This window comes from Streptomyces sp. NPDC056580 (assembly GCF_042793175.1).
In the GTDB taxonomy this organism is placed as follows: Bacteria; Actinomycetota; Actinomycetes; order Streptomycetales; family Streptomycetaceae; genus Streptomyces.
The window spans coordinates 81443-107247 of record NZ_JBHTVE010000015.1 but is presented as its reverse complement, the minus strand read 5'-3'; the positions used below and the strand labels follow the sequence as shown (position 1 = coordinate 107247).

20 protein-coding genes are annotated in these 25805 nt (G+C 74.2%); 6 read left to right on the top strand and 14 right to left on the bottom strand.

The annotated features are described in order from the left end of the window. The first annotated feature begins 31 nt into the window (after nt 1-31). Nucleotides 32-2074: a SpoIIE family protein phosphatase gene (locus tag ACFQ9Z_RS30170; protein ID WP_383026012.1), complete on the top strand. Its 2043-nt coding sequence runs from the start codon at nt 32-34 to the stop codon at nt 2072-2074. Between the two features lie 199 nt (nt 2075-2273). On the opposite strand, the gene ACFQ9Z_RS30165 is transcribed toward ACFQ9Z_RS30170, so the two are convergent. From ACFQ9Z_RS30165 to ACFQ9Z_RS30130, 8 genes are all read right to left on the bottom strand, one after another. After that, nucleotides 2274-3836, bottom strand: coding sequence for an SWIM zinc finger family protein (locus tag ACFQ9Z_RS30165; protein ID WP_383026008.1), 1563 nt, complete (start codon nt 3834-3836; stop codon nt 2274-2276). Nucleotides 3837-4777: 941 nt separating this feature from the next. Continuing rightward, entirely contained in the window at nt 4778-7657 is a 2880-nt protein-coding gene (locus ACFQ9Z_RS30160; RefSeq protein ID WP_383026003.1) for an SNF2-related protein, read from the bottom strand. 140 nt (nt 7658-7797) lie between these two features. Beyond that, nucleotides 7798-8379 (bottom strand): sugar kinase, encoded by a 582-nt coding sequence (locus ACFQ9Z_RS30155; RefSeq protein ID WP_383026000.1) that lies wholly within the window; start codon nt 8377-8379, stop codon nt 7798-7800. Further along, complete coding sequence (locus tag ACFQ9Z_RS30150; protein ID WP_383025997.1) at nt 8376-9521, bottom strand: ROK family glucokinase; 1146 nt, start codon at nt 9519-9521, stop codon at nt 8376-8378. The genes ACFQ9Z_RS30155 and ACFQ9Z_RS30150 overlap by 4 nt, the downstream gene beginning before the upstream one ends. Before the next feature lie 78 nt (nt 9522-9599). Beyond that, on the bottom strand, nt 9600-10403 hold the full coding sequence (locus tag ACFQ9Z_RS30145) for an ATP-binding cassette domain-containing protein (RefSeq protein WP_383026472.1): 804 nt from the start codon (nt 10401-10403) through the stop codon (nt 9600-9602). Next, nucleotides 10370-11410 carry an ABC transporter permease gene (locus ACFQ9Z_RS30140; RefSeq protein WP_383025993.1) on the bottom strand — a complete coding sequence of 347 codons (1041 nt, stop codon included), beginning with the start codon at nt 11408-11410 and terminating at the stop codon, nt 10370-10372. Before ACFQ9Z_RS30140 ends, ACFQ9Z_RS30145 begins: the two co-directional genes overlap by 34 nt. Further along, entirely contained in the window at nt 11407-12411 is a 1005-nt protein-coding gene (locus tag ACFQ9Z_RS30135; RefSeq protein ID WP_383025990.1) for a sugar ABC transporter substrate-binding protein, read from the bottom strand. Before ACFQ9Z_RS30135 ends, ACFQ9Z_RS30140 begins: the two co-directional genes overlap by 4 nt. A 165-nt stretch (nt 12412-12576) precedes the next feature. After that, nucleotides 12577-13314, bottom strand: coding sequence for a GntR family transcriptional regulator (locus ACFQ9Z_RS30130; RefSeq protein ID WP_383026468.1), 738 nt, complete (start codon nt 13312-13314; stop codon nt 12577-12579). Between the two features lie 130 nt (nt 13315-13444). Here ACFQ9Z_RS30130 and ACFQ9Z_RS30125 point away from each other — a divergent pair, with 130 nt between their 5' ends. Then, complete coding sequence (locus ACFQ9Z_RS30125; RefSeq protein WP_383025987.1) at nt 13445-14467, top strand: Gfo/Idh/MocA family oxidoreductase; 1023 nt, start codon at nt 13445-13447, stop codon at nt 14465-14467. Between the two features lie 81 nt (nt 14468-14548). Here the strand turns inward: ACFQ9Z_RS30125 and ACFQ9Z_RS30120 are convergent, their stop codons facing one another. Beyond that, nucleotides 14549-15739 carry a cytochrome P450 gene (locus tag ACFQ9Z_RS30120; protein ID WP_383025985.1) on the bottom strand — a complete coding sequence of 397 codons (1191 nt, stop codon included), beginning with the start codon at nt 15737-15739 and terminating at the stop codon, nt 14549-14551. Nucleotides 15740-15907: 168 nt separating this feature from the next. Continuing rightward, nucleotides 15908-16708, bottom strand: coding sequence for a thioesterase II family protein (locus ACFQ9Z_RS30115; protein WP_383026465.1), 801 nt, complete (start codon nt 16706-16708; stop codon nt 15908-15910). A 429-nt stretch (nt 16709-17137) separates the two neighbouring features. Between ACFQ9Z_RS30115 and ACFQ9Z_RS30110 the strand changes: the two genes are divergently transcribed. Continuing rightward, a complete protein-coding gene (locus ACFQ9Z_RS30110) occupies nt 17138-17371 on the top strand; it encodes an MbtH family protein (protein ID WP_383025982.1) in 234 nt (77 codons plus the stop codon). 199 nt (nt 17372-17570) lie between these two features. Here the strand turns inward: ACFQ9Z_RS30110 and ACFQ9Z_RS30105 are convergent, their stop codons facing one another. The 3 genes from ACFQ9Z_RS30105 to allB form a co-directional block, all read right to left on the bottom strand. Continuing rightward, a complete protein-coding gene (locus ACFQ9Z_RS30105; RefSeq protein ID WP_383025978.1) occupies nt 17571-18383 on the bottom strand; it encodes an AIM24 family protein in 813 nt (270 codons plus the stop codon). A 281-nt stretch (nt 18384-18664) separates the two neighbouring features. After that, nucleotides 18665-19780, bottom strand: coding sequence for an allantoicase (alc, locus tag ACFQ9Z_RS30100; RefSeq protein WP_383025975.1), 1116 nt, complete (start codon nt 19778-19780; stop codon nt 18665-18667). A gap of 54 nt (nt 19781-19834) precedes the next feature. Beyond that, complete coding sequence (allB, locus tag ACFQ9Z_RS30095; protein ID WP_383025972.1) at nt 19835-21172, bottom strand: allantoinase AllB; 1338 nt, start codon at nt 21170-21172, stop codon at nt 19835-19837. Between the two features lie 273 nt (nt 21173-21445). Between allB and ACFQ9Z_RS30090 the strand changes: the two genes are divergently transcribed. Beyond that, on the top strand, nt 21446-22240 hold the full coding sequence (locus ACFQ9Z_RS30090) for an IclR family transcriptional regulator (RefSeq protein WP_383025967.1): 795 nt from the start codon (nt 21446-21448) through the stop codon (nt 22238-22240). 676 nt (nt 22241-22916) lie between these two features. On the opposite strand, the gene ACFQ9Z_RS30085 is transcribed toward ACFQ9Z_RS30090, so the two are convergent. Then, nucleotides 22917-23231 carry a DUF5955 family protein gene (locus ACFQ9Z_RS30085; protein ID WP_383025964.1) on the bottom strand — a complete coding sequence of 105 codons (315 nt, stop codon included), beginning with the start codon at nt 23229-23231 and terminating at the stop codon, nt 22917-22919. A gap of 129 nt (nt 23232-23360) precedes the next feature. Here ACFQ9Z_RS30085 and ACFQ9Z_RS30080 point away from each other — a divergent pair, with 129 nt between their 5' ends. After that, nucleotides 23361-23972: an NTP transferase domain-containing protein gene (locus tag ACFQ9Z_RS30080; protein ID WP_383025961.1), complete on the top strand. Its 612-nt coding sequence runs from the start codon at nt 23361-23363 to the stop codon at nt 23970-23972. A 184-nt stretch (nt 23973-24156) separates the two neighbouring features. Beyond that, complete coding sequence (gene aceB, locus ACFQ9Z_RS30075; RefSeq protein WP_383025957.1) at nt 24157-25782, top strand: malate synthase A; 1626 nt, start codon at nt 24157-24159, stop codon at nt 25780-25782. Nucleotides 25783-25805: the final 23 nt, after the last annotated feature.

Sequence of the window (25805 nt, the reverse complement as noted above, 5' to 3'; positions counted from 1 at the left end):
GCCGGCGGCCGGCGGGACCACCTGGGAGCTGGTGCTGGACGGCGCCGGCACGGTACAGGCGTGCACACCGCAGGCACTGGAGCTGCTGGGCGGCGCGGACACGGCCCCGAGCGTGCTCCACCTGCCCTCGCTCGTGACGGATCCCGCGGTGTGGGACCGTCTGGCCGGGGCCGCCGCGGCCGGCCGGGACGCCTGCGCCCGGGTGACGCTGCGCCGCCCCGGCGGCGGTCGGCTGGACGTCGACGCGCAGGTGGCGTCGCTCACCGGGGACGGCGGGGCGCGCTTCCTGGTCCGGCTGCTGCCCGCGGAGGAGTCGGCACGCGAGGACGCGTGGGGGATGCGGGTTGCGCTGTCCGGCGACGGTCTCGCCGCTGCCGACCCGCGCGCGCAGCAGCGGCTGGACCTGCTGCACGGGGCGGCGGTGCGCATCGGCGGCTCCCTGGACGTGACGGAGAACGCCAGGGAGGTCGTGGAGCTGCTGGTACCCGTCTTCGCAGACTACGGAGCCGTGGACCTCACCGAGGACGTGCTCGCCGGCCGGGAGCCCGGGCACTTCGAGCACGGGACATCGCTGCGCCGGGTCGCGGTGGCCGCCGCCTCGGGGACCTGGCCCGAGGACGTCTACGGTCTCGGCGAGCCGGTCACGCTCGACCGGGTCCAGGCCGAACACGCGCGTCTCGGCGCGGCCGGTGTGATCGCGGATCTGGCGCCGGTGCGTCAGGCGGCGCGGAACGATCCCCGGCAGACCCGGCTCATGCTGCCGGACGGCGCCACCTCCCTGCTCGTCTTCCCGCTGCAGGCACGCGGGGCCGTGCTGGGCGCGGTCGCGCTGTGGCGGTGCGGGGACCGCGAGCCGTTCGGGCCGGCCGACGGCTCGCTGGTCGAGGAGATCGGCTCCCGGCTCGCGCTCGGCCTCGACAACGCCCGGCGCTACACCCGGGAGCGGCGGACCGTGGAGTCGCTGCAGCTCAGCCTGCTGCCGCCGCCGGTGACCCGGCTGGGCACGGCGGAGACGGCGGGGGCGTACGCGCCCGCGAGCACCGCCGCCGGTACGGGCGGGAGCTGGTACGACGTGATCCGGCTTTCCGGCGCCCGGGTCGCCTTCGTGGTGGGCAGGGTGGCGGGACACGGCGTGGCGGCCGCGGGGACGATGGGGCGGCTGCGCTCGGCGGTGCAGACCCTGGCCGACCTCGATCCGCCGCCGGAGGAACTGCTCGGTCATCTGGACGACCTGGTGACCCGCATCGGCGAGGACGAGCACCGCGAGAACGCCTCGGCCCCCAGTGCGCTGCACGGCGCGACCTGCCTGTACGCCGTCCACGATCCGGTCTCGGGCCGGTGCCGGCTCGCCAGCGCAGGCCATCCGGCGCCGGTCCTGGTGCGGGGGGCCGGGGACGCCGGGGACGTGGTCAAGCTTCGGCCGGGCCCGGCGCTGGGCGGGGGCACCGAGCCCTTCGAACCGCTGGAGCTGCGGCTGTCGCCGGGCGACGTGCTCGCCTTCCACAGCGGCCCGCTCACCGGACGCGGCCAGGACACCGAGCGGGAGCTGCGCGACCTGTGCGACGCCGCCCGCGACGCAGCGGGCGGCACCCGGCCGCTGCTCGAGGTCGCGGAGCTGCTCAAGGCCCGGCTGCGCCGCGAGCCGCGCCCGGAGGACATCGCCCTGCTGCTGGCCCGCGTCGGCCGGGTCGCGCCCGGGGACACGGCCTTCTGGGAGCTGCCCGCCGACCCCGCCCAGGTGGCGCACGCCCGTTCCCTGGCCGCGGGGCAGCTGGCGCACTGGGGCCTGGACGAGCTGGCCTTCACCACCGAGATGATCGTCAGCGAGCTGGTCACCAACGCCGTCCGCTACGCCGGCGGCCCGGTCGGGCTGCGGCTGACCCGGCACGACCGCCTGATCTGCGAGGTCACCGACCCCAGCCAGTCCCAGCCGTACCTGCGCCGGGCCCGCCTGTCCGACGAGGGCGGCCGGGGCCTGTTCCTGGTCGCCCAGCTGACCCACCGCTGGGGCAGCCGCTACCACCCCGGCGGCAAGACCATCTGGACCGAGCAACTCCTGACGCCGCCCGAGTGAGGCACGCACGCCTGCGGCGCCGGCCGCCTGCTGGGCTTCAGCCGAGGACCGTGGACGCCGTCGGCAGGTGCTTGCGGCGTCGGCGGTCGGCGGGGTACCGCGACGCCGCCCACCCGTCGAGTCCGGAGCCGCCGTTCACGACGGCCCGATCGCGGCGCCCGCCACCCTGTGAGCCGTGCCCCGGATGCCGGGCCACGGCTCACAGGTCGTCCGGGGTGCCCAGACCGGTCAGCGCTCCCACCGGGTCCGGGTCGGGGGTGCCCCGGGGCCACCAGTCGTCCTGGCCCGGCTCCGACTCGTAGGCGTACCACAGGCCGTCGCGGCCCAGCCGGAGCTGGACGTGGCCGCGCGGGTGGGTGAGGTGGTTGCGCCAGGGGCGGAACGCCGGGAGGTCGGCGGCGAGCAGCAGCGGGCGGGCCCGGTCGAAGCGGCCGGCCGGCGGGTCCCAGGGGTCCTCCAGGACGGCCAGCCCCTCCGGGCCGCCCTGCCGCCAGGCGGCGACGGCGCGGGCCAGGTCGGCCGGGGTGCGGCCGGCCGCGGCGGCGAGCGTGGCGTACAGGGCGCGGGTGGCGGCGGTCAGGCCGGAGCCCGGGCGGGCGGCGGCGAGCCGCACCGCGTCCTGCCAGAGGGTGAGTCCGCCGACCGGGTCGTGCCCGGTGGTGAGCAGGGCGTGGGCGCGGGCGGCGGCGTCGGTGGCCAGCTGGTCCAGCGCGAACGGGTCGGGGCCGCCGGGCGCCGCCGGGTACACCGGGGGCTGCTCGGGGTGCGGCGGCGCGGGCAGCGGCTGGGGCGGCGGCGGCAGCCGGCGCGGGGCGAGGGCGTCGGCGGCGCGGACGCCCGGCAGGGAGCGCGGGGCGCCTTCCTGGGCGGCGCGGGCCGCGCGGGCGGCGCTGCGGCGGGACAGCGCGTCCAGCAGCTCGCGTTCGCCGCGGCCGCGCAGCAGGAGCAGCACGAAGGGGTCGGCGTCGAGCAGGCGTGCCGTCTGGTAGCAGAGGGCCGCCGCGTGCTTGCAGGGGTGCCCGGAGTCGGGGCAGCTGCAGCGGGGCGCCAGGTCGCCGGGGCCGGGCAGCAGGGGCACACCGCAGTCGGCGAGGGACTCGGGCAGTTCCTTGTCGAGCAGGGCCGCGATGTGTCCCGGCCGGTCCGCGGCCGCGTCCAGGAACCGCTCCCAGTCGTCGTCCTCCAGCGTGCGCAGGCGCACCTGCACCCGGTACGGGCGCGGGCGGCTCCCCCGCACGTACGCCAGCACCAGGCCCGGGGTCACCGTGATCGCGTCCACGTTGCCCCCGTCGGCGTAAACCCGGCCGCGGGCGAGCCGCTTGACGTCCAGCGCGCCCCGCTCCAGCGCGTCGGTCCAGGCGTTGCCCCACCAGGTGCCGGCGAACGCGGCGTCCTCGGTCCGGACGCCGCGGGCCGGGAACGGCGGGAAGGTTCGCCGCAGTTCGGAGTCCCGGTGCGGCGTGGCCATGGTGGCGGGCACCTGCGGAGGCGCGGTGGCGGGAGCGTTCGGTCGGGCCGGGGCGCCGCCTGAGCGCTCCGGTTCGGGCGTGGTCTCCGGGCTCTTCAGGGTCTTCGGGGTGTCCGGGGTGTTCGGGGCCTTCGGGGTCTTGGAGGTGTCCGGGGCGTTCGGGGCCTTCGGGGTTTTGGAGGTGTCCGGGGTCTCGGGGCTGTCCGCGGTCTCCGGGGGCATCGAGGCTTCCGGGGTGTCCGGGCCGTCGGTCCAGGAGGGCATGCGGAAGGCACTGTTCAGGAACTGCCGCATGTCCTGGACGGTTCGGGCACGCGCCGCCCGGGGGCCATCGTCGGGCTGCCCTTGATGGGCGGACGCCCGGGACGGCCCGGAGGTCCGGCGCGCCGATGCGCGGTCCGGACGCCGTGCCCCGGCTTCCGCCTCCCGGGCGCGTGACGCCTCCCGCCGAGCCGCGCGCAGCGCCTCCCGCGCGACATCGCCGGGACGCCCTCCGCCGGCCGGACCCGCCGCCGGCGGGGGCCCACCGGCGGACGGTCGCTCTTCGGCGGACGAGGCCTCCCCCACCGGCCCGGCCCCACCGGCGGACGACGGCCTCTCGACAGACGGGACGGCACCGGCAGACGGAGCCTCACCACCCGGCGACCGATCATCCTGGGACGAAGCCCCCGGCACCGGCTCGGCCCCACCCGCGGACGACCGCCCCTCGACAGACCGAACGACACCGGCAGACGGAGCCTCACCACCCGGCCACCGACCATCGTCGGGCCAGGCCTCCCCCACCGGCCCGGACCCACCCGCAGGCAACCGCTCCTCGACAGACGGGCTCGCCTCCACCGGACGCGGCCAGCCGACAGAGGACCGCTCCCCAGCGGGCCGAACCCCACCAGCCGACTCCCGCCCCCCGACAGACCGAACGACACCGGCAGACGGAGCCTCACCCCCCGGCGACCGACCGTCCTGGGACGAAGCCCCCGGCACCGGCCCGGACCCACCCGCGGACGACCGCCCCTCGGCGGACGGGACCGTCTCGGCGGAGGACGGGCCGGTCGTCGCGGTCCGCAGGGCCGCCCTCGCGATGTCGGCGGGGCGCGGCTCACCGGCGGTCCCGGTGTCGGACCCCTGCGCCTGGTCGTCCGGTTCGGTGGCCGGCCCGGTCCGGGCGGCCTCGGTGCGCCGGCGTGCCGCGCGCAGGGCCTCGCGGGCGGCGTCGCCGGGGCGCTGTTCCCCGGTCGTCATGACGTCCTCCGCAGTGAGACCAGGTCGGACAGTTCGCGGTCCGTCAGTTCCGTCAGGGCGGACTCGCCGGAGCCGAGGACGGCGTCGGCCAGGGCTCGTTTGGAGGCGAGCATCTCGGCGATGCGGTCCTCGACCGTGCCCTCGGTGACCAGGCGGTGGACCTGGACGGGCTGCGTCTGGCCGATGCGGTAGGCGCGGTCGGTGGCCTGCTCCTCGACGGCCGGGTTCCACCAGCGGTCGAAGTGGACGACGTGGCCCGCGCGGGTGAGGTTCAGACCCGTGCCGGCCGCCTTCAGGGACAGCACCAGCACCGGGGTCTCGCCGCTCTGGAAGCGGTCGACCATGCGCTCGCGCTCCGGCACCGGCGTGCCGCCGTGCAGCAGATCCACGGGGACCGCGCGGGCGGACAGGTGGGCGGTGATGAGCCGGGCCATGCCGACGTACTGGGTGAAGACGAGGACCGAGCCGTCCTCGGCGAGCACGGTGTCCAGCAGCTCGTCCAGCAGGGCGAGTTTGCCGGAGCGGGCGGACAGCCGGTCGGCGCGGGCCTCCTCCTTCAGGTACAGCGCGGGATGGTCGCAGATCTGCTTCAACGCGCCCAGCAGCTTCAGCACCAGGCCGCGCCGCCCGATGCCCTCCGCGGTCTCGATGGCCAGCATCGACTCGCGCACCACCGCCTCGTACAGCGCGGCCTGTTCACGGGTGAGCGGGACCGGGTGGTCGGTCTCGGTCTTGGGCGGCAGCTCGGGGACGATGCCGGGGTCGGACTTCTTGCGGCGCAGCAGGAAGGGGCGGACCAGCCGGGACAGCCGCTCCACGGCCTCCCGGTCCTCGCCGTTCTCCACCGCGCGCGCGTGCCGGGCGCGGAAGGACTTCAGCGGGCCGAGCAGACCGGGGGTGGTCCAGTCGAGCAGGGCCCACAGTTCGGAGAGGTTGTTCTCCACCGGGGTTCCGGTGAGGGCCACACGCGCGGGCGCCGGGATGGTGCGCAGCGCCTTCGCGGTCGCGGAGTACGGGTTCTTGACGTGCTGCGCCTCGTCGGCGACGACCATCCCCCAGGACTGCTCGGCGAGCCGCTCCGCGGTGGAGCGCATGGTGCCGTACGTGGTGAGGACGAAGCCGCCGGCCAGGCCGTCCAGACTGCGGTCGGGGCCGTGGAAGCGGCGGACCGGGACGCCGGGCGCGAACCGGGTGATCTCGCGCTGCCAGTTGCCCAGCAGGGACGCGGGGCAGACCACCAGGGTGGGCTCGGTGCGGGCCCGTTTCAGGTGCAGGGCGATGAGCGTGACCGTCTTGCCGAGACCCATGTCGTCGGCGAGGCAGCCGCCGAGCCCGAGGGAGGTCATGAGGTCGAGCCAGGCCAGGCCGCGGAGCTGGTAGTCGCGCAGGGTGGCGTCGAGTCCGGCGGGCGGTTCGGCCGGCAGCGGTCCCGCGGTGAGCCGGTCGCGCAGGGCGGCCAGCGCGCCGGCGGGCACGGCCTCGACGCTCTCGCCGTCGACCTCGGCGGTGCCGGTGAGCGCGACGGACAGCGCGTCGACCGGGTCGAGCAGGCCCAGTTCGCGTTTGCGGGCCTTGCGGACCAGGGCCGGATCGACCAGCACCCATCGGTCCCGCAGCCGTACGACCGGCCGGTGGGCCTCGGCGAGCGCGTCCATCTCGGCCTCGCCGAGCGGTTCCCCGCCGAGCGCGAGCTGCCAGCTGAACCGCAGCAGCTCCGCGCTGTCGAAGAACCCGGTGCCGTCGGTCGCCGAGCCGGGCGCCGGGCGCACCACGGCGGCCGCGCTGAGGTCGCGGGCGAGGTCCCGGGGCCAGTGCACGGCCACCCCGGCGGCGCCCAGCCGGGCGGCGGCCACGCCGAGCAGGTCGCCCAGCTCGTCCTCGGACAGGGCCAGGACGTCGGGCACGTCCTGCTCGGTGAGCCGGTGCAGCGGCGGCCACACCCGGGCCGCGCGCCGTACGGCGAGGGCGGCGTCCACGTGGGCGCGCGGGCCGAAGGCGGAGTCCGCCTCACCGGCCCACAGGGCGGCCGCGTCGGTGATCAGGGTGGGGTCGGCGAGGCTGTGCACCTGGACGACCGCGGCTCCGGCGGCACGGGCGCCCCCGGCGGCTCCGGCGTCGAAGACGTCGTACGCGGAGAGGTCCAGGCGCAGCGAGACGCGTACGCCCGCGTCCATGCCGGCGGCGACCTCGGCCGCCCAGTCGTGGGCGTCCGGCAGGCTCTGGGCGGCCCGGGCGGCGAAGGGCCGGCCCGCGGTGTGGGCGGCGGCCGGGGAGCGCGGCAGGGTGTCGGCCACGGCGTCGAGGAAGGAGCGGATCAGCGCCTCCGGTTCGGGCAGCCGCAGCGGGCCGGGCTCCGGCAGCGGCACGGCGTGGCCCTCGGGCGGCAGGGCGGCGGCCACCGCGCGCAGGTGGGCGATGTCGTCGGGTTCCAGCGGGCCGGCCCGCCAGGCGTCGTGCCCGCCCGGGGTGAGGCCGGGCAGCAGGCGGCCACGGGCGACCAGGCGCAGGGCGTGCAGCGCGGCGGCCCCCCAGCAGGCGGTGGCCGGGTGGGCCGCCGGGTCGTGCCTGGCCCGCACCAGCAGGGGCAGGGCCTCGGCGACGGGCAGGGTCAGCGCGGGCACCTGCCGGCGGCGGGCGCCCGGTCCGTGGCGCCGTACGACGGTCAGCTCCTCGACGGCCGGCGTGCCGGCCCCGTCGTGGGCTGCGGTGCCGGCACCGGCGGGCAGCGGGCCGCCCTCGGGGTCCCAGAAGGCGATCCGGCCCTCGCGCGGGAGGGGCGCGGGCAGGTAGACGGACGCGAGGCGCACCGGTACCGGGTTCCCGGTCAGGCCGGGCCCTCCCGCGGGTCCCGCGACCGCGGCCGTGCCACCGCTCATGTGTCCTGTCACCTCCCGCCCGGATCCTGTGCCGACCGACGTCCGTCGACCGTCCTCGACTCTACGGGCGGGGTCTGACAACCGGGCCGGGCGGCCGGACGGGAAGGCCGCGGCGGGCCGGCGGCCCGGCCGGGCCGCCGCTACGGGACGGTGCGGGAGACGACGTACACCATCGGGAAGTTCGGGTCGGCCATGTTGACGACGACGTCCTGGGTGGGCGCCGGGTTCTTCTGCGGGTGGGCCAGTCCCCACCACGCGCCGGGCCCGCTGAAGTCCCAGCCGGAGACCTTGCGGTCGCGGGCGCTGATCGGCTTGGCGTCCTTCTTCAGCTCGTCCCGGCGCAGGCCCATGGCGCCCAGGAAGCTGTCCAGGCCCGCGCTGTTGGTGCGGAACTCTATGTACAGCCGGCTGGTCTTCCAGTTGTTGGTCTCGTAGTAGGCGATGTAGTCGGCGGGGTGCGGTACGGCCACCTGGTAGAGGCGGCGCTGCACCTTGGACGGGAAGCCCGGGGTGAGCCCGGTCGCCGAGTACTTGGCCTCCTTGTCCCTGCCGCTGTTGCGGCTCTGGTTGGCGGAGATCACCAGGTAGCCCGCCGGGACGCCGATGAGCAGCACGATGATCAGCAGGGTGAGCGCCCTGCGCTTCGCCCTGTGCCGGGGGTTCTCCGCGGCCCGGCGCGGCTCCTTCGGCGGCGCGGCCTGGTGCGGCAGCGATGTGGTCATGCGGTGTCCTGGTCGCTGCGGGCCTGCGCGTACCGCTCGTAGCGTTCGTAGCGCTCCACCCGGCGCCGCTTGGCCCGTCGGAAGCGCCGGGCGACCAGCCGGGCGAGGTCGGCGGCGCCCACCATGCCGGCCTCGGGGCCGAGCTGGGCGCGGGTGATACGGGCCTCGGGACGGTAGCCGCGGCCCGTGAGGTGGCGCTTGAAGGCGTCCCGGGCAGGGCCGATGAGCAGGTCGTCGGCGGCGCTGACGCCGCCGCCGATCACGAAGCAGGACGGGTCGAGGGCCGCCGCCAGGTTGGCGATGCCGACGCCGAGCCACTGGCCGATGTCCTGCAGCAGCTCCACGCACATGGCGTCGCCCTCGCGGGCCAGCTCGGTGATCATCGGGCCGGTGATGTCGTCGACGGCGCCCTTGACGTGCTCGATGATCCCGTAGGCCACCGGGGAGTCGGCGGCGGCCAGCTCCTTGGCCTCCCGGACCAGCGCGTTGCCGGAGCTGTACTGCTCCCAGCAGCCGCGGTTGCCGCACGGGCACCGGTGACCGCCGGGCACCACCTGCATATGGCCGAACTCACCGGCGACGCCGTACTTGCCGCGCTTGACCTGGCCGTCCTCCAGGATGGCGCCGCCGATGCCGGTGCCGAGGGTGATCATGACCAGGTGGTCCTCGCCGCGTCCGGCGCCGAAGCGCCACTCCGCCCAGGCGGCGGTGTTGGCGTCGTTGTCCACCAGGACCGGCACGGACAGGCGGCTGGCGAGGCGGTCCCGCAGCGGCTCGTTGCGCCAGGACAGGTGGGGCGCGAACAGGACGCGGTTGCGGTCGGCGTCGACCCAGCCGGCGGCGCCGATGCCGACGGCGTGCACGTCGTGCCGGTCGGACAGGTCCAGGACCAGCTCGGCGATGGTGTCCTCGACGACCTTGGGGCTCTTGGACTTGTCCGGGGTCTCCGCGCGGAGCTTCTCCAGGATGTTGCCGTCGGCGTCCACCACACCCGCCATGACCTTGGTGCCGCCGATGTCGATGCCGACCGTGGGCACGCGGGGCGCGGTCAGGTGCGAGCGGCGTTCCCTTGTCCCGACCGTGCGGAGCACGGGGGCCCGGCGGGAGCCGATGGGGGCGGTGAGGTCGCGGTAGGTGCTCATCGTTGCTCGATTCTGCCTCACCGACGGGGCGGGTGCGGTCCACGCCCGGGGGCGCGGACCGGCAGGGCCCCGCGCTCCTCAGGAACGCCGCAGTTCATGGCGGAGGGCGTCCAGGTCGGAGCCGCCGGCCATCTGTCGCGTCAGGTCGTCCAGGGTGATCGCGTCCTTTGTGTGATTGCCCACCATGGTGCCCCGCCGCAGCAGGACGAACCTGTCGCCCACCAGGTAGGCGTGGTGCGGGTTGTGGGTGATCAGCACGACGCCCAGGCCCTCGTCGCGTGCCGCGGCCACGTACTTCAGCACCACGCCGGACTGCTTCACGCCCAGCGCCGCCGTCGGCTCGTCCAGGATCAGGACCTTCGCGCCGAAGTGGACGGCGCGGGCGATCGCCACGCACTGGCGCTCGCCGCCGGAGAGGGTGCCGATGGGCTGGTCGACGTCGCGCAGGTCGATGCCCATGCGCAGCAGGGCATCGCGGGTGGTGCGGCGCATGAGGTCGATGTCCAGGCGCTTGAAGGGGCCCACGCCCGTGCGGGGCTCGGAGCCCAGGAAGAAGTTGCGCCAGACCGGCATCAGGGGAACGACGGCGAGGTCCTGGTAGACCGTGGCGATGCCCCGGTCAAGGGCCTCGCGCGGGGAGGAGAGGGTGGTCTCCTCGCCCTCGATGCGCAGGGTGCCGCCGTCGTGCCGGTGCAGACCCGCGACGATCTTGATCAGGGTCGACTTGCCGGCCCCGTTGTCGCCGAGGACGCAGGTGATCTCGCCGGGGTGGACCTCGAGGGAGACGCCCTGCAGGGCGCGGACCGTGCCGTAGTGCTTGCTGACGTCGGTCAGCTCGACGAGAGAAGTCACTTGTCGGCCTCCGCGCGCTTGCGGACCCAGGCGTTGAGCAGGGTCGCGAGGAGCAGCATCGCTCCGAGGAAGAACTTGAACCAGTCCGGGTTCCACTCGGCGAAGACGATGCCCTTGCTGGTCATGCCGAACAGCAGCGCGCCGACCGCCGAGCCGACGGCGCTGCCGTAGCCGCCGGTGATGAGGCAGCCACCGATGACGGCCGCGATGATGTAGATCAGCTCGTTGCCGACGCCCTCGCCGGACTGGACGGCGTCGAAGGAGAAGAGCAGGTGCTGGCCGGAGATCCAGGCGCCGAGCGCCACGCCCATGTAGAGGCCGATCTTCGTCCTGGCGACCGGGACGCCGACCGCGCGGGCCGCGTCCTGGTTGCCGCCGACCGCGAAGATCCAGTTGCCGGCGCGGGTGCGCAGCAGGATCCAGGAGGCGAGGACGACCAGGCCCAGCCACCACAGGATGGTGATCTTGAAGTCGACGCCGCCCACGGTGAGGGTGGAGGCGAAGACGGCGTGGGCGCTCGGGAAGCCCTCCATGTCGGCGATGGTCTTGGTGGAGACCGTGTCGTCGATCAGCTTGGTGAAGCCGAGGTTCATGCCGGTCAGCATCAGGAAGGTGCCGAGCGTGATGATGAAGCTGGGCAGCTTCGTGCGGGTGAGCATGAAGCCGTTGAAGGCGCCGATCGCCAGGGTGACCAGCAGGGACACGCCCACGCCCACCCAGGTGTTCGCCGTCATCTGGTAGCTGAACATCGACGAGACGAGCGCCGAGGACGTCACCAGGACACCGGCCGACAGGTCGAACTCGCCGCCGATCATCAGCAGCGCCACGGGGACGGCCATGATGCCGATGGTCGAGGAGGCGTAGAGGACCGTGCTGAGGCTCGCGGCGCGCAGGAAGCCGTCGGCGGCGAAGGCGAAGAAGACGAAGACGGCGAGCGCGCCCACCACCGAGCCGAGCTCCGGGCGGGCGAGCAGCTTGCGCAGCGGCGAGCCCTGCAGGAGTCTCTCGTCCGGCGTCTGTTCGAGGGTGGCGTTCACCGGGTGCCCCGCTCGGTGTACTCGGCCAGCGCGGCGGCCTGGTCCTTGGTGACGATCTGCGGGCCGGTGAGCACGGGCCGGCCGCCGCCGAGGACGTCGCCGTTGTACTTGTACAGCCACAGCAGGTCCACGGCCTGGTAGCCCTGGAGGTAGGGCTGCTGGTCGACGGCGAAGCCGAGGGTGCCGTCCTTCAGCTCGGCGGCGACCTTGGCGTTGAGGTCGAAGGTGTCGATCTCCGCCTTGCTGCCCGCGCCCTTCTTCGCCTGCACGGCGGTGTCGGCGTAGGGGGCGCCGAGGGTGACGACCGCGTCGACGGAGGCGTCCGCCTGGAGCTTGGCCTCGATCGCGGACTGCACGTCGGGCATGTTGGTGCCGTTGACGTACAGCTTGCGCACGGTGCCGTGGAAGGTCTTGGCCACGCCGTCGCAGCGCTGCTCGTGGCCGACGTTGCCCTGCTCGTGCAGGACGCACAGGGCCTTCTTCCTCCCGCGCTTGTTCAGCTCGTCGCCCACGGCCTCGCCGGCGACGGTCTCGTCCTGGCCGATGTGGGTGAGGGCGCCGAAGGCCTTGGACTCCTCGGAGCCGGAGTTCACGGTGATCACCGGGATGCCGGCCTTCTCGGCGCGGGCGACGGCGGCCTTGAGGGCGTCGGGCTTGGCGAGGGTGACGATGATGGCGTCGACCTTCTTGTCGACCGCCGCGTCCACGAGCTGCGCCTGCTGCTGGGCCTCGTCGTCGTGCGAGTACAGGAAGTTGATGTTGTCCTTGAGCGCGGCCTGCTTGGCGCCGCTCTGCACGATGTCCCAGAAGGTGTCGCCGTCTCCCGAGTGGGTGATCATCGCGAAGGTCCAGCGGGGGGTGTTCACCGCCGCCCGCCCCCGGGCCGCGGCGGCCTTGCGGGCGTCCTCCGCCCGTTTGCCGCCGGTGCTGCTGCACCCGGCGAGGGACGCGGTGAGCGCCCCTGCCAGCGCTATGCCTACCCAGGTCCGAAACCGTGCCACGAGGCCGTGCCCTTCTTGCCGTGTCCGTGCGTACGCGAGGGGCCGCGCTCGGCTCGGCGGCCCCTGAACACTGCAGTATCGAACACGGCGGACACCCGTGACACCGCCGGGGAGGCAATGCCCCTCGCCTTGTCCGGACATTGCGACGTGCCGTGGGCCGGGCGGTCAGGGGCGCACCAGCAGCTGGAACTCGAAGGAGTAGCGGCCGGGACGGTAGGCGTGGTCGCCGAACTCCACCGCGCGGCCGGTGTCGTCGAACGTGGTGCGCCGCATGGTGAGCAGCGGGGCGCCCTCCGCCTCGCGCAGCCGCTCGGCCTCGCCTGCCGTGGCGCCCCGGGCGCCGATGGACTGGCGGGCGCTGTGCAGGGTGATCCCGGCGGTGCGCATCAGCCGGTACAGGCCGGTGGCCTCCAGCCGGCCGGTCTCCAGGTCGAGCAGGCCGGGCGGCAGGTGGTTGATCAGGTACGCCATCGGTTCGCCGTGCGCGAGGCGCAGCCGTTCGACGCGGTGGACGTCGCTGCCCTCGGCCACCGCGAGCGCGGCGGCGATCTCCATGGAGGCGGGGACGACGGTGTTGACCAGGACCTTGGTCTCGGGACGCTGTCCGGCCGCCTCCAGGTCGTCGTAGAGGCTGCTCAGTTCCAGGGGGCGCTTGACCTTGCTGTGCACGACCTGGGTGCCCACGCCCCGGCGGCGGACCAGCAGGCCCTTGTCGACGAGGGACTGGATGGCCTGGCGGACGGTGGGCCGGGACAGGCCCAGCCGGGCGGCCAGCTCGATCTCGTTGCCCAGCAGGCTGCCGGGCGTGAGTCCGCCGTGCTCGATGGCGGCCTCCAGCTGCTGGGAGAGCTGGAAGTACAGCGGCACCGGGGAACTGCGGTCCACACGGAGATCGAGTGACACGGTCGGGTCCACGACTGGTTTGGGCACGGGCTCGAGCGTAGTCGCGTGCCCGGTTGACGGGAAGTCGTGTAGTCCGGTTGTCCGGACATTGCGATTGACAGGGTCCGGTCTCCGCCCCCACTTTGTTTCCATGCGCATCGGGGTCATCGGTACGGGCCGCATCGGCACCATTCACGCGATCACGCTCAGCCGCAGTCGCGAGGTCGGGTCGCTGATCCTGACCGACGCGGATCCGGCACGGGCGCAGGCGCTGGCGAACCGGCTGGGCGAGACGGCGGCGCCGGGGGTGGACGAGATCTTCAGATGGGGCGTGGACGCGGTGGTGATCACCACGGCGACCGCGGCGCACGCCGAGCTGATCGGCCGGGCGGCCCGGTCCGGCCTGCCGGTCTTCTGCGAGAAGCCCATCGCCCTGGACCTGCCGGGCACACTGCACGCGCTCGCCGAGGTGGAGGCGGCGGGCACGGTGCTGCAGATGGGCTTCCAGCGGCGGTTCGACGCGGGTTACGCGGGCGCCAGGGAGGCGGTGCGCTCGGGCCGGCTCGGGCGGCTGCACACGGTGCGGGCGACGACGGCCGACCAGTCCCCTCCCCCGCCGGAGTGGCTGCCGCTGTCCGGCGGGCTGTACCGGGACACCCTGATCCACGACTTCGACGCGCTGCGCTGGGTGACGGGGCGCGAGGTGACGGACGTGTACGCGGCCGGCTCGGACGCCGGGCAGCCCATGTTCCGCCAGGCCGGCGACGTGAGCACCGGCGCGGCGCTGCTCACCCTGGACGACGGCACGCTCGCGACGGCGACGGCGACCCGGCTGAACGGGGCGGGGTACGACGTTCGCATGGAACTGGCCGGGGAGCGGGACACGGTCGTGGTGGGCCTGGACGACCGCACGCCGGTCGCGTCCACCGAGCCGACCGGGCCGCCGGCCGCGTCCAGGCCCTGGACCGGCTTCCTGGAGCGGTTCGGGCCCGCCTACGAGGCCGAGCTGTGCGCCTTCGTCGAGGTGCTGCGCGGTGAGCGGCCCAACCCGTGCGACGGCCAGGAGGCCCTGCAGGCGCTGCGGATCGCCGAGGCCTGCGAGGTCTCCCGGCGGGAGCGCCGCCCGGTGCGGCTGGTGGAGATCCAGGACCGGGTCCAGCCGTCGTACGGCTGAACCCGTGCCGCGGACCGGCGCGGGCGTCCGGCCGGAGCCCGGCCGTTCACCGGCGGATGCCTCCGGCCGGGTCCGGGCGGGTCACCAGCGGACGGGAAGGCTGCGCATCCCGCGGATCAGCATGCCCGGCAGCCACTCGCCCGGGGAGCCGTCGAGGGCGAGGCCGGGGGCGCGCTCCAGGAGTGTGCCGACGGCGATGCGGCCCTCGAGGCGGGCCAGGGTCGCGCCGAGGCAGTAGTGGATGCCGTGGCCGAAGGCGAGGTGGCCCCGGGCGTCGCGGCGGATGTCGAAGCGGTCCGGCTCGGCGTAGCGGCCGCCGTCGCGGTCGGCGGCGGTGAGCCCGATCATCACCGACTGGCCCTGCTCGATCGCGGTGCCGGCGATCTCCAGGGGCTCGGCGGCGTACCGGAACGTGGCGGTCTCCACCGGGCCCTCGTAGCGCAGCATCTCCTCGACGGCGCCGTCCAGCAGGCTCATGTCGGCCCGCAGGGCGGCGAGTTGGTCCGGGTGCGTGAGGAGGGCGTGGACCCCGTTGCCGATGAGGTTGACGGTGGTCTCGTGGCCGGCGATGAGCAGCAGGTAGGCCATGCCGCTCAGTTCCCGCGAGGAGAGCCGGTCGCCGTCCTCGGCGGTGGTCCGGATCAGGTCGCTGAGCAGGTCGTCGGTGGGGCCGGCGCACCGCTTGTCCTCGATCAGGTCCGCGAGGTACCGCGCGAGGCGGACGATGGCGTCGTACTCCGTGTCGGCGTCGGTCGGCGCGACGACCTCGGTGGAGATGCGGCGGAACTCCGCGCGGTCCAGGTCCGGGACGCCGAGGAGTTCGGAGATGACGGTGAGGGGCAGCGGGTAGGCGAGCGCCTCGATGAGGTCGGCGCGGCCGCGCGGCAGCATCTCGTCCAGCAGGTCGTCGGTGATCCGCTGGATCCGCGGGCGCAGCCGCTCCACCCGGCGCATGGTGAACGCGCGCGTGACCAGGGAGCGCAGCCGGGTGTGCTGGGGCGGGTCGGCGACCAGCAGGTACTTGCCGATCTTCTCCTCGTCCAGCATGGGCGAGCCGATCCTCGCGGTGTCCTTGGCCAGCCGGGGGTCGGCGAGCGCGGCGCGCGCCTCCTCGTACCCGACGACCAGCCAGACCAGTTGGCCGCTGTCCGCGCCGGCGAACCGGACGCGGTGCACGGGTCCCTGCTCGCGCAGCTTGGCGTACACCGGGTGCGGGTCCCTGCGGAACGCGTCCCCGAACTCCCTGAGCTCGATCACCGGTTGCCTGCTCATCGCTCCCCTTCCGGACTCCCCCGAGGCCCAGCGGGCACACGCCCACAGCGGTCCCAGCAGTCTAGGGGTGGGGGGTGCCCGCTTCGGTTCCCTTCGGCCCGCCGGGCGCGCCTGCCGACGCTGTCATGCCGCCCGTGCGGTGCCGCCGGTCGGGGCGGCACCGGTCCCTCAGGGGTGCAGCGAGGCGTCCCGTCCGGTGGGGTCCTCGGGGCGGTACCGGCCGGCCAGGTGGTCCCGCAGGGTGCCGCCGATGACCTCGGCGACCCGCGCACCCTGGCTCTCCAGGTAGAAGTGGCCGCCCTGGAACAGGTGGGAGGTGCCGCCGGCGGTGGTGTGCCCGTGCCAGGCCCGCACGTCCTCGGCCTTGGTCCGGGGGTCGTCGGTGGCGATCATGACCACGATCGGGGCGCCGATGCGGGCGTCCGGCCGCTGGCGGTAGGTCTCGATGGCGCGGTAGTCGTTGCGCAGCGGGGGCAGCACCAGTTCCAGCAGGTCCGGGTCCATGAGCACGCGGGCGTCCGTGCCGCCCATGGCGCGCAGTTGGGCGATGAGGCCGGCGTCACCGAGCCGGTGCACGCCGTCGTCGTGGACCCGGCTCGGCGCCCGGCCGCCGGACGCGAACAGCAGGACGGGCGCCGGGTGGCCGTCGCGTTCGAGGCGGCGGGCCACCTCGAAGGCGACGGCCGAGCCCATGCTGTGCCCGAAGAACGCGGCCGGTCCCGCCATGTGCGGGGTGATCTCGGCGTGGATGGCGTCGGCCAGGGCGTCGACGCTGGGTATCAGCGGCTCGCCGTAGCGGTCCTGACGCCCCGGGTACTGCACGGCCAGTACGTCGAACTCGGGTGCCAGGGCCTTGCACAGGGGGTGGAAGTAGCTGGCGGAGCCGCCGGCGTGCGGGAAGCAGAACAGCGTGGCCCGCGGGGCGTGCGCCGGCTGGTAGCGGCGGAACCACAGGTCCTGCGCGGACATCGTCACGTACTCACCTCTCGGGAGAAGACTCGTGAGGGGCGTGGTCGTCGGCGATGGCGCGGGCGGCCGCCCGCGCGGTCCGCCCGGGGTCCGCGCCGCACGGCGGCGGGTCGTCGGGCGCGGCGTCCGGCCGGGCCGCCGGCACCACGGCGTCCTCGTGCCGTACCTCGACGTCAGGATAGGACAGCGGGACGGCGCCGGCCTGGGATTCGCCCGAGCCCGGTCGCCGGCCGTGAGCGGCGCCCCGGGGAGGCCGGCACCGGCGCCGTCCGTGCGGCGCCGGGCAGGCCGCGCAGTGGCTGGGGCCGCGTCCGCCCGGACCGGCTCGAACGCGGTTCGACCGGTTTTCGGACGGACTTGGAATCGGCCGGATAGTCTTTGCCGACCCCCTTCACTCGGATAATTCGCACCGTCCTGCGGAGAGGCATCATGAGCGTGAACCCATTCGACGACGAGTCCGGCCGGTTCTTCGTGCTCGCCAACGACGAGGAACAGTATTCGCTGTGGCCGGCCTTCGCCGAGATACCCGCGGGCTGGCGGGCCGTCTTCGGCGAGGAGGGCCGGGCCGAATGCCTGGACTTCGTGGAGAACAACTGGACGGACATGCGCCCCAGGAGCCTGCGGGTGGCCATGGAGGCCGACAGCGGCGGCGCCGTCGCCTGATCCTCCGGCCGGTTCCGGTCACCGGGGACCCGGTCCGCCGCACCCGGCCGGACCGGGTCCCCGGTGGTTCCGGTCCTCGACCGGATCCGGGGGCGGCCGACGGCTTCCGTGCCCGGCCACTCCGCCCACGCGGAACGGGGCGCGGCAGCCGGGCGGTTCCGCCGGGCACGGGCACACCATGAGCCCGGGAAGCGCCGGTTCAGCCCGCGTGCGTGGAGAACAGTCCGCCGGTCGGGCCCTGCTTGTCGCCGCCCTGGGCCTTCTTGAGGGCGTTGGCGAGACTCTCGATGGTCAGGGACTGCAGGATGACCCGGCCGTTGCCCTCCAGGGTGGCCAGGGACAGGCCCTCGCCGCCGAACACGGCGTTCATGATGCCCTGCCGGTTCAGCCCGCCGACGCGCTGGACGCCGTACTGGATGCCCTCCTCGAAGGCGACGACGCAGCCGGTGTCGACCTCGACGCGGCCGCCGAAGTCGGCCGGGTTCAGGTCGATGAAATTGCCCGCGCCCGCGATGATCACCGTGCCGTGCCCGGTGAACTTCTCCAGGACGAAGCCCTCACCGCCGCTCATGCCGGTGCGGCCGCCCTGGAAGGCGATGCCGAACTCGACGCTGGACTCGGCGGCCACGAAGGCGTCCTTCTCGGCGAACCACGCGCGCGTGCCGTCCAGCTCCAGGGCGCGCATCTCACCGGGCAGCACACCCGCGAAGCCGACCGTGCCCTGGCCGCCCTGGGCGGTGAAGTACTGGAACGCCAGCGACTCGCCGGCCAGCACCCGCTGGCCGACCTGCATGGCGGTGCCCATGGCCTGGCGCAGCATGCCGCCCATGCCGCCGGAGCCGTTCTGCTGCCGGCCGCCGTTGCCCGACGGGCCGGACAGCCGGGTCTCCATGGTCACGTTCGTCGTCTTGAACAGGAACTTCCCCGCCTCGCAGTACACGGTCTGGCCGGGGTGCAGGTTGACGACCGCCATCTGCATGGCGTTGCCGACGATCTCTTGCTGAAGGGTCACGCGGAGAGAACGCGGGAGGTGGAGCGAAGAGTTCCGGAGTGTGACGAGGCCGATGTCCGTTCGCCGCCGGTGAACGGGGCCCGCGGCGGCCGGTACGGACGGATGACGACGGCGAACGGACCTCCTGACGGCGAGGTGGCCCTGGTGACCGGCGGCGGCCCCGCCCGTCCGGCGCGCCGGCGCGCCGTCACCGTCCGGCCGGTGCGCCCCACGTGCGCGTACCCCTCGGTCCTGCCGCCGCCGCGCGCGTGCCCGCCGGGTGCGCGCGGCGGCGCGCCGGCTCAGCCGCCGAGTTCCTGGTGGCGGGCGGCGAGGGCGGTCGCGCCCTCCTCGGTCAGGGAGCCGAAGACGCGCAGGCGGGAGATGCCGCCGTCGGGGTAGATGTCCACGCGCGCGTGGGTGCCGACGGCCGGCTCCGGCAGCACGAACCGGTGGTTGGTGTCGGGCTGGAGGCGGGTGCGGGGCAGGATCTCCCGCCAGTCGCCGTCCTCGCCGTCCCTGACGGACACCGACGCCCAGCCGGCGCTGTTGCCCTTCAGGTACGCGGTGTCGATCTCGAGGGCGCGGATCTGCGCCTGGGCGGCCAGCCGGTAGCGGATCCAGTCGTTGCCCCGGTCGCGGCGGCGGCGTGTCTCCCAGCCGTCGTCCATCTTTCGGGAGCGGCCGGGCTGGATGGTGTTGGTGGCCGGTGAGTAGAACAGGTCGGAGGCGTCCTCGACCCGGCCGCCGTTCTCCAGCGCGACCACGTCGAAGGTGCCGAGCGCCCCGAGCCACTCCGGGTCGGGGACGACCTCGCCGTACACGCGCAGGCGCGCGATGCCGCCGTCGGGGTGCTGGTTGACCCGCAGGTGCGTGAAGCGCTGTTCGGCGGAGACGGCGAAGCCGTTGGCCGCGTGGCCGCCGACCGGGGTGCGCGGGACGAGCGTCGTCCACTTCACGTCGTCGCCCAGCAGTTCCTCGGGGGACGGGGAGCCGGGTACCGAGGTGCCCTCCACCGAGACGGCCTGCGGGTAGTTACCGCGGAAGTGCGCGGTGTCGACCACGATGCCCCGGATCACGCCGGGCGCGCCCAGCCGGACCAGCGCCCAGTCGTGGTCCTCGTCCGTCGGCCAGGGGTGCCCGGCGGAGGCCCCGCGCCGGCGCCGGGTCTCCCAGCCGTCCATGATCTTGCCCTTGTGCCCGAAGTGCTCCGGGTCGAACTCGGCCCGCTCGGGGACCAGCAGGTTCTCCCGCTGGGCGAAGAACTCGTCGTTGGCGGCGATGACACCGGCGCCGAGCCGCCGGTCGGCGAGGTTGGCGTACTGGGTGAAGGGCAGGTCCGTGGTGCGGTAGTCCGCGTAGGGGTCGCCTCCTCCGTAGGGGTTCGCGTCGCCGGTGAAGCTCGCAATCGCCGTCACTGTGATCAGGGTTTCCTTCCGGTGGTCGGTCCCCGCGGTCGCGGGGGCAGTGAATCAGGGGGTACGGGTCAGCAGCCGGCCCTTCGGTTCGGTGAACTCGCCGTCGGCGACGATCCGTTCGCCGCGCAGCCAGGTGGACTTCACCACGCCGGACAGGGTGCGGCCGGCGTAGGCGGTGACCCGGTTGCGGTGCTGGAGCCCGGCCGGGTCGACGGTGAAGGTCTCGTCGGGGGCGAGGACGGCGAAGTCGGCGTCGCGGCCGGCCTCGATGGCTCCCTTGCGGGCCAGGCCGGCCAGGGCGGCCGTCCGGGTGGACATCCAGCGGACGACGTCCTCCAGGCCGTGGCCGCGCCGGCGGGCCTCGGTCCACACGGCCGGCAGGCTGAGCTGGAGGCCGGAGATGCCGCCCCAGGCGGTGGCGAAGTCGGCCGTCTTGAGGTCGGCGGTGGAGGGCGAGTGGTCGGTGACGACGCAGTCGATGGTGCCGTCGGCGAGGGCCTGCCAGAGCAGGTCCTGGTTGGCGGCCTCGCGGATGGGCGGGCAGCACTTGAACTCGCTGGCGCCGTCCGGGACTTCCTCCGCCGTCAGGGTGAGGTAGTGCGGGCAGGTCTCCACCGTGAGGCGCACGCCCTCGGCGCGGGCGGCCGCGATCAGCGGGAGCGCGTCGCTGGAGGAGAGGTGCAGCACGTGCACGCGCGCGTCGAGGCGTTTCGCCTCCGCTATGAGGGTGGCGACGGCCGAGTCCTCGGCGTCGCGGGGGCGGGAGGCGAGGAAGTCGGCGTATCTGGGGCCGCCGTGCTGCGGGGCGGCGGCGAGCCGGTGCGGGTCCTCGGCGTGCACGATCAGCAGCCCGTCGAAGCCGGCGATCTCGGTCAGGGAGCGGGTGAGCTGCTCCTGGTCGAGGTGGGGGAACTCGTCGACGCCGGACGGGGAGAGGAACGCCTTGAAGCCGAAGACCCCGGCGTCGTGGAGCGGGCGCAGGTCCTTGACGTTGCCGGGCAGGGCGCCGCCCCAGAAGCCGACGTCGATGTGCGCCTTGGCGGCCGCGACCTCCTGCTTGACCCGCAGGTTGGGGACCGTGGTGGTGGGCGGCAGGGAGTTGAGGGGCATGTCGACGAGCGTGGTGATGCCGCCGGCCGCGGCCGCGCGCGTCGCCGTCCAGAAGCCTTCCCACTCGGTGCGGCCGGGGTCGTTGACGTGCACGTGGGTGTCGACCAGGCCGGGCAGCAGCACGTGGTCGCCGAAGTCCTCAAGGCGCGCCCCGGCCGGTACGGCGGCGTCGTACGGCAGCACGGCCGTGATGGTGCCGTCGGACACGGTGACCGTGGCGGCCCTTGTCCCCTCCGGTGTGATGACGCGCGTCGAGCGCAGCACCAGTTCAGCGTCGGACACCCGGACCCCTCTCTCTGCCGCCGTTCACGCCCGGGAAACGGGATTTACATCCACGTAACGGACTTCAACGTTCTGTTGAAGGAGTCTTCACTCCCCGTCCTCCGCCGTCAAGGGGCAGACTTTCCAGCGGCGGCGCGGGCACGACAGCCCTGGACGTTTCCACAAAGCGGAATTAGAATTCCGATGAGCAGAACGTAGCTATGTACAAGCAGGGAGTCAACCGGCCGCCGGGTAGGCTTCTGCCCTCCCCGCCAGTCCCGAAAGGAACGTGCCGTGCCGACGTCCAGCGCCAGCACCACCGACTCCGCCAAGTCCTCCGCCGGCGGCGGGGTCCAGTCCCTGGAGCGCGCCTTCGACCTGCTGGAACGGATGGCCGACGCGGGCGGTGAGGTCGGCCTGAGCGAGCTGTCCGCGGCCAGCGGGCTGCCGCTGCCCACCATCCACCGGCTGATGCGCACCCTGGTGGCCTGCGGTTACGTACGCCAGCAGCCGAACCGCAGGTACGCGCTCGGCCCCCGGCTGATCCGGCTCGGCGAGTCGGCGTCCCGGCTGCTCGGCACGTGGGCGCGGCCCTACCTCGCCAGGCTGGTGGAGGAGACCGGCGAGACGGCGAACATGGCCCTGCTCGACGGCGACGAGATCGTCTACGTCGCCCAGGTGCCGTCCAAGCACTCGATGCGGATGTTCACCGAGGTGGGGCGCCGGGTGCTGCCGCACTCCACAGGGGTCGGCAAGGCCCTGCTGGCCGGTGTCCCCGACGACGAGGTGCGCGCCCTGCTCTCCCGCACCGGCATGCCGGCCGCGACGGAGAAGACCATCACCACGCCCGACGGCTTCCTGGCGGCGCTGGCCGACGTGCGCCGGCAGGGGTACGCGGTGGACGACAACGAGCAGGAGATCGGCGTCCGCTGCCTCGCGGTGCCCGTGCCCGACTCCCCCACGGCGGCCGCGATCTCCATCTCCGGACCGGCCGGGCGGGTCACCGAGACCGCGACCGAGCGGATCGTGCCGGTACTGCAGGGCATCGCCGTGGAACTGTCCGAGGCGCTGGCGAGTTCGGGGGCCTGAGCCCCCTCGGCCGGCACACTCGGAGGCCGGCCACGGACAGCCGGCAGCCGACGTCGCCGGCGCCGAGCGCGAGCGGCCCTGCACGACCGGCCTGCCGGCGCCCGGTGCGCGGGTGTGCCATGGGGCGTCGACCGGCCCCGTCCAGCGGCGGGAGCCGTCCGGCGACCGCCCGCACGGCGGGCGCGGACCCCGCCCCGGACGCCGAGCGGTCAAGACCCGCTCGGCTCGGCCGCGAGGCCCCTCCCCGGCGGCTCGCAGGAGCCGGCGCCGGCGGCCACCACCTCCGCGGCGTCGCCCGGCGCGGCGCGGACCAGCACGGCGGCCCCCGGACCCGACCACGAGGTCCGGGCCCACCCGCCCCCAGCGGCTCACAGGAACCGGTGGCGGTGCCGGCGCCGGCGACCACCACCTCCGCGACGCGGACCAGCACGGCAACCCGCGGACCCGACCACGCGGTCCAAGCGCACCCGCCCCCAGCGCCTCACAGGAGCCGGCGCCGGCGACCACCACCTCCGCGACGCCGCCCGGCGCGGCGCGGACCAGCACGGCGACCCCCGGACCCGACCACGAGGTCCAGGCGCACCCGGCGCCGAGCGTGTCGCGGACGGCCGCGCGGTGGGATCTGTCCGGCGACGTTCGTCGTCGCCGCGCGGCGGCCGGAAGCGCCGGGCGTGCCCTAACTCCGGGGTGGCCCGCCGAACAGGTCCACCGCCTCCCTGACCTCCGCCAGGCCGCGCGCCAGCGCGCTGACCGAGCCGATCGCGCCCGCGATCAGCAACAGGGAGCGGCGCAGCCGCGGGGTGTCGGGAGTGCCGCCCGCGGCCATCGCCGCGAGTGCGGCCAGTTCGTCCTCGGCTATCCCCCGGTCGGGGAAGTCCGCCGGAAGCGCGGCGAGTTCGCGGCGCAGCCGGGACACCGCGGTCCGCAGTCCCGCCACTCGCACGTCCTCGTCGCCGCCGGTCACCGGCCTCTGCTCCAAGCTCCGCGACACAGCCCTCCCCCTCACACGCCGTCGTGCGCGGGTCAGTTAACGCCACGCCGTCCGGCGGCGCCACCGCGCGGGCCGAAATTCAGCCCAAGGGGCCCGGCCGACGCGGCCCGCTTCGGGTATGCAGGACGCATGACGGACAACCGGGACGGACACGGGGAGAGGGTCGCCGGGCTGCTGCTTGCCGCCGGCGGCGGCAGAAGGCTCGGCGGGCGGCCCAAGGCGCTGCTGGAACACCGGGGGCGGCCCCTGGTCGAACACGCGGTCGGGGTGCTGCGCGCGGCCGGCTGCGGGCGGATCCATGTGGTGCTCGGCGCGGCGGCGGACGACGTCCGGGCCCGGGCGGACCTGAGCGGTTGCGTCACGGTCGGCAACCCCGGCTGGGCCGAGGGCATGGGCTCGTCCCTGCGCGCCGGGCTGGACTCACTGGCCGGTACGGGCGTGACCGCGGCCCTGGTGAGCCTCGTCGACCAGCCGGGCATCGGACCGGCCGCGGCGGCCCGGGTGCTGGGGGTCTTCGAGGACGAGAACTCGCTGGCGTCGGCCGCCTACGAGGGCGTGCGCGGGCATCCGGTGCTGTTCGGCGCGGCGCACTGGGCGGGCATCACCGCCTCCGCCACCGGCGACCGCGGAGCCCGTGCCTACCTGCGGGAGCACGCGGCGGCGCTGAGGCTGGTGGAGTGCGCTGACGTGGCCGAACCGTACGACATCGACACCGAGGCGGACCTGGGCCACCTTGAGTGAACGCGGTGGCACCGAGCGCCACCTTGCCTCGACCCGGAGATTCTCGACATCAACAAACCATTGAAGTTCCACGATGAGGAAACTACTATCCACTGCTCAGAAGCGCCCGGTCGCACAGCGGGCGCAGATCGTCCATTTCGTGCCACTTGGCACCCGGTGCCACCGCTGAAGGAAGTGACAGCTCATGTCCGCACCAGCGCCGTCTCCGCTGGCCATCGTCGACGCCGAGCCCCTGCCCCGGCAGGAGGAGGTCCTCACCGACGCGGCGCTCGCCTTCGTGGCGGAGCTGCACCGGCGGTTCACCCCGCGCCGTGACGAACTCCTCGCCCGCCGGGCCGAGCGCCGCGCCGAGATCGCCCGCACCTCGACCCTCGACTTCCTCCCGGAGACGGCCGCCGTGCGCGCGGACGACTCCTGGAGGGTCGCCCCGGCCCCGGCCGCGCTGAACGACCGGCGCGTCGAGATCACCGGCCCCACCGACCGCAAGATGACCATCAACGCGCTCAACTCGGGCGCGCGGGTCTGGCTCGCCGACTTCGAGGACGCCTCCGCGCCCACCTGGGAGAACGTGGTCCTCGGCCAGGTCAACCTGATCGACGCGTACACCCGGAACATCGACTTCACCGACCCCGGGTCCGGCAAGTCCTACGCCCTGCGCCCCGCCGAGGAGCTGGCCACGGTCGTCATGCGCCCGCGCGGCTGGCATCTGAACGAGCGGCACCTCGTCGACGCCGACGGCAAGCCGGTGCCCGGCGCGCTGGTCGACTTCGGCCTGTACTTCTTCCACAACGCCCAGCGGCTGCTGGACCTCGGCAAGGGCCCGTACTTCTACCTGCCGAAGACCGAGTCGCACCTCGAGGCCCGGCTGTGGAACGACGTGTTCGTCTTCGCCCAGGACTACGTGGGCGTGCCGCAGGGCAGCGTGCGCGCCACCGTCCTGATCGAGACGATCACGGCGGCGTACGAGATGGAGGAGATCCTCTACGAACTCCGCGACCACGCATCGGGCCTGAACGCGGGCCGCTGGGACTACCTGTTCTCCATCGTGAAGAACTTCCGCGACGGCGGGCCGAAGTTCGTGCTGCCGGACCGCAACGCGGTCACGATGACCGCGCCGTTCATGCGGGCGTACACCGAACTGCTCGTCCGCACCTGCCACAAGCGCGGCGCGCACGCCATCGGCGGCATGGCGGCGTTCATCCCGTCCCGGCGCGACGCCGAGGTCAACAAGGTCGCCTTCGAGAAGGTCCGCGCCGACAAGGACCGCGAGGCGAACGACGGGTTCGACGGCTCCTGGGTCGCCCACCCCGACCTGGTCCCGATCGCCATGGAGTCCTTCGACAAGGTGCTCGGCGACAGGCCGAACCAGAAGGACCGGCTGCGCGAGGACGTCCACGTCGAGGCCGCCGACCTGATCGCCGTGGACTCGCTGGAGGCGAAGCCGACCTACGCCGGTCTCGTCAACGCCGTCCAGGTCGGCATCCGTTACATCGAGGCCTGGCTGCGCGGGCTCGGCGCGGTCGCCATCTTCAACCTGATGGAGGACGCGGCCACCGCGGAGATCTCCCGCTCCCAGATCTGGCAGTGGATCAACGCGGGCGTCGAGTTCGAGAACGGCGAGAAGGCCACCCCGGAACTGGCCCGCAAGGTCGCGGCCGAGGAACTGGCGGCCGTGCGCGAGGAGCTCGGCGAGGAGGCCTTCGCGGCCGGGCACTGGCAGCAGGCGCACGACCTCCTGCTCCAGGTGTCCCTCGACGAGGACTACGCCGACTTCCTGACCCTGCCGGCGTACGAGCGGCTGAGGGGCTGACGGAGGCCGGCCGGCGGCCCGGG

Excerpts from the sequence above, each read along its gene's own strand:
- ACFQ9Z_RS30165 (WP_383026008.1), bottom strand. The coding sequence starts at position 3,836 with ATGCGGCAGTTCCTGAACAGTGCCTTCCGCATGCCCTCCTGGACCGAC.
- ACFQ9Z_RS30160 (WP_383026003.1), bottom strand. The coding sequence starts at position 7,657 with ATGAGCGGTGGCACGGCCGCGGTCGCGGGACCCGCGGGAGGGCCCGGC.
- ACFQ9Z_RS30155 (WP_383026000.1), bottom strand. The coding sequence starts at position 8,379 with ATGACCACATCGCTGCCGCACCAGGCCGCGCCGCCGAAGGAGCCGCGC.
- ACFQ9Z_RS30150 (WP_383025997.1), bottom strand. The coding sequence starts at position 9,521 with ATGAGCACCTACCGCGACCTCACCGCCCCCATCGGCTCCCGCCGGGCC.
- ACFQ9Z_RS30125 (WP_383025987.1), top strand. The coding sequence starts at position 13,445 with ATGCGCATCGGGGTCATCGGTACGGGCCGCATCGGCACCATTCACGCG.
- ACFQ9Z_RS30120 (WP_383025985.1), bottom strand. The coding sequence starts at position 15,739 with ATGAGCAGGCAACCGGTGATCGAGCTCAGGGAGTTCGGGGACGCGTTC.
- ACFQ9Z_RS30115 (WP_383026465.1), bottom strand. The coding sequence starts at position 16,708 with ATGTCCGCGCAGGACCTGTGGTTCCGCCGCTACCAGCCGGCGCACGCC.
- ACFQ9Z_RS30110 (WP_383025982.1), top strand. The coding sequence starts at position 17,138 with ATGAGCGTGAACCCATTCGACGACGAGTCCGGCCGGTTCTTCGTGCTC.
- ACFQ9Z_RS30080 (WP_383025961.1), top strand. The coding sequence starts at position 23,361 with ATGACGGACAACCGGGACGGACACGGGGAGAGGGTCGCCGGGCTGCTG.
- aceB (WP_383025957.1), top strand. The coding sequence starts at position 24,157 with ATGTCCGCACCAGCGCCGTCTCCGCTGGCCATCGTCGACGCCGAGCCC.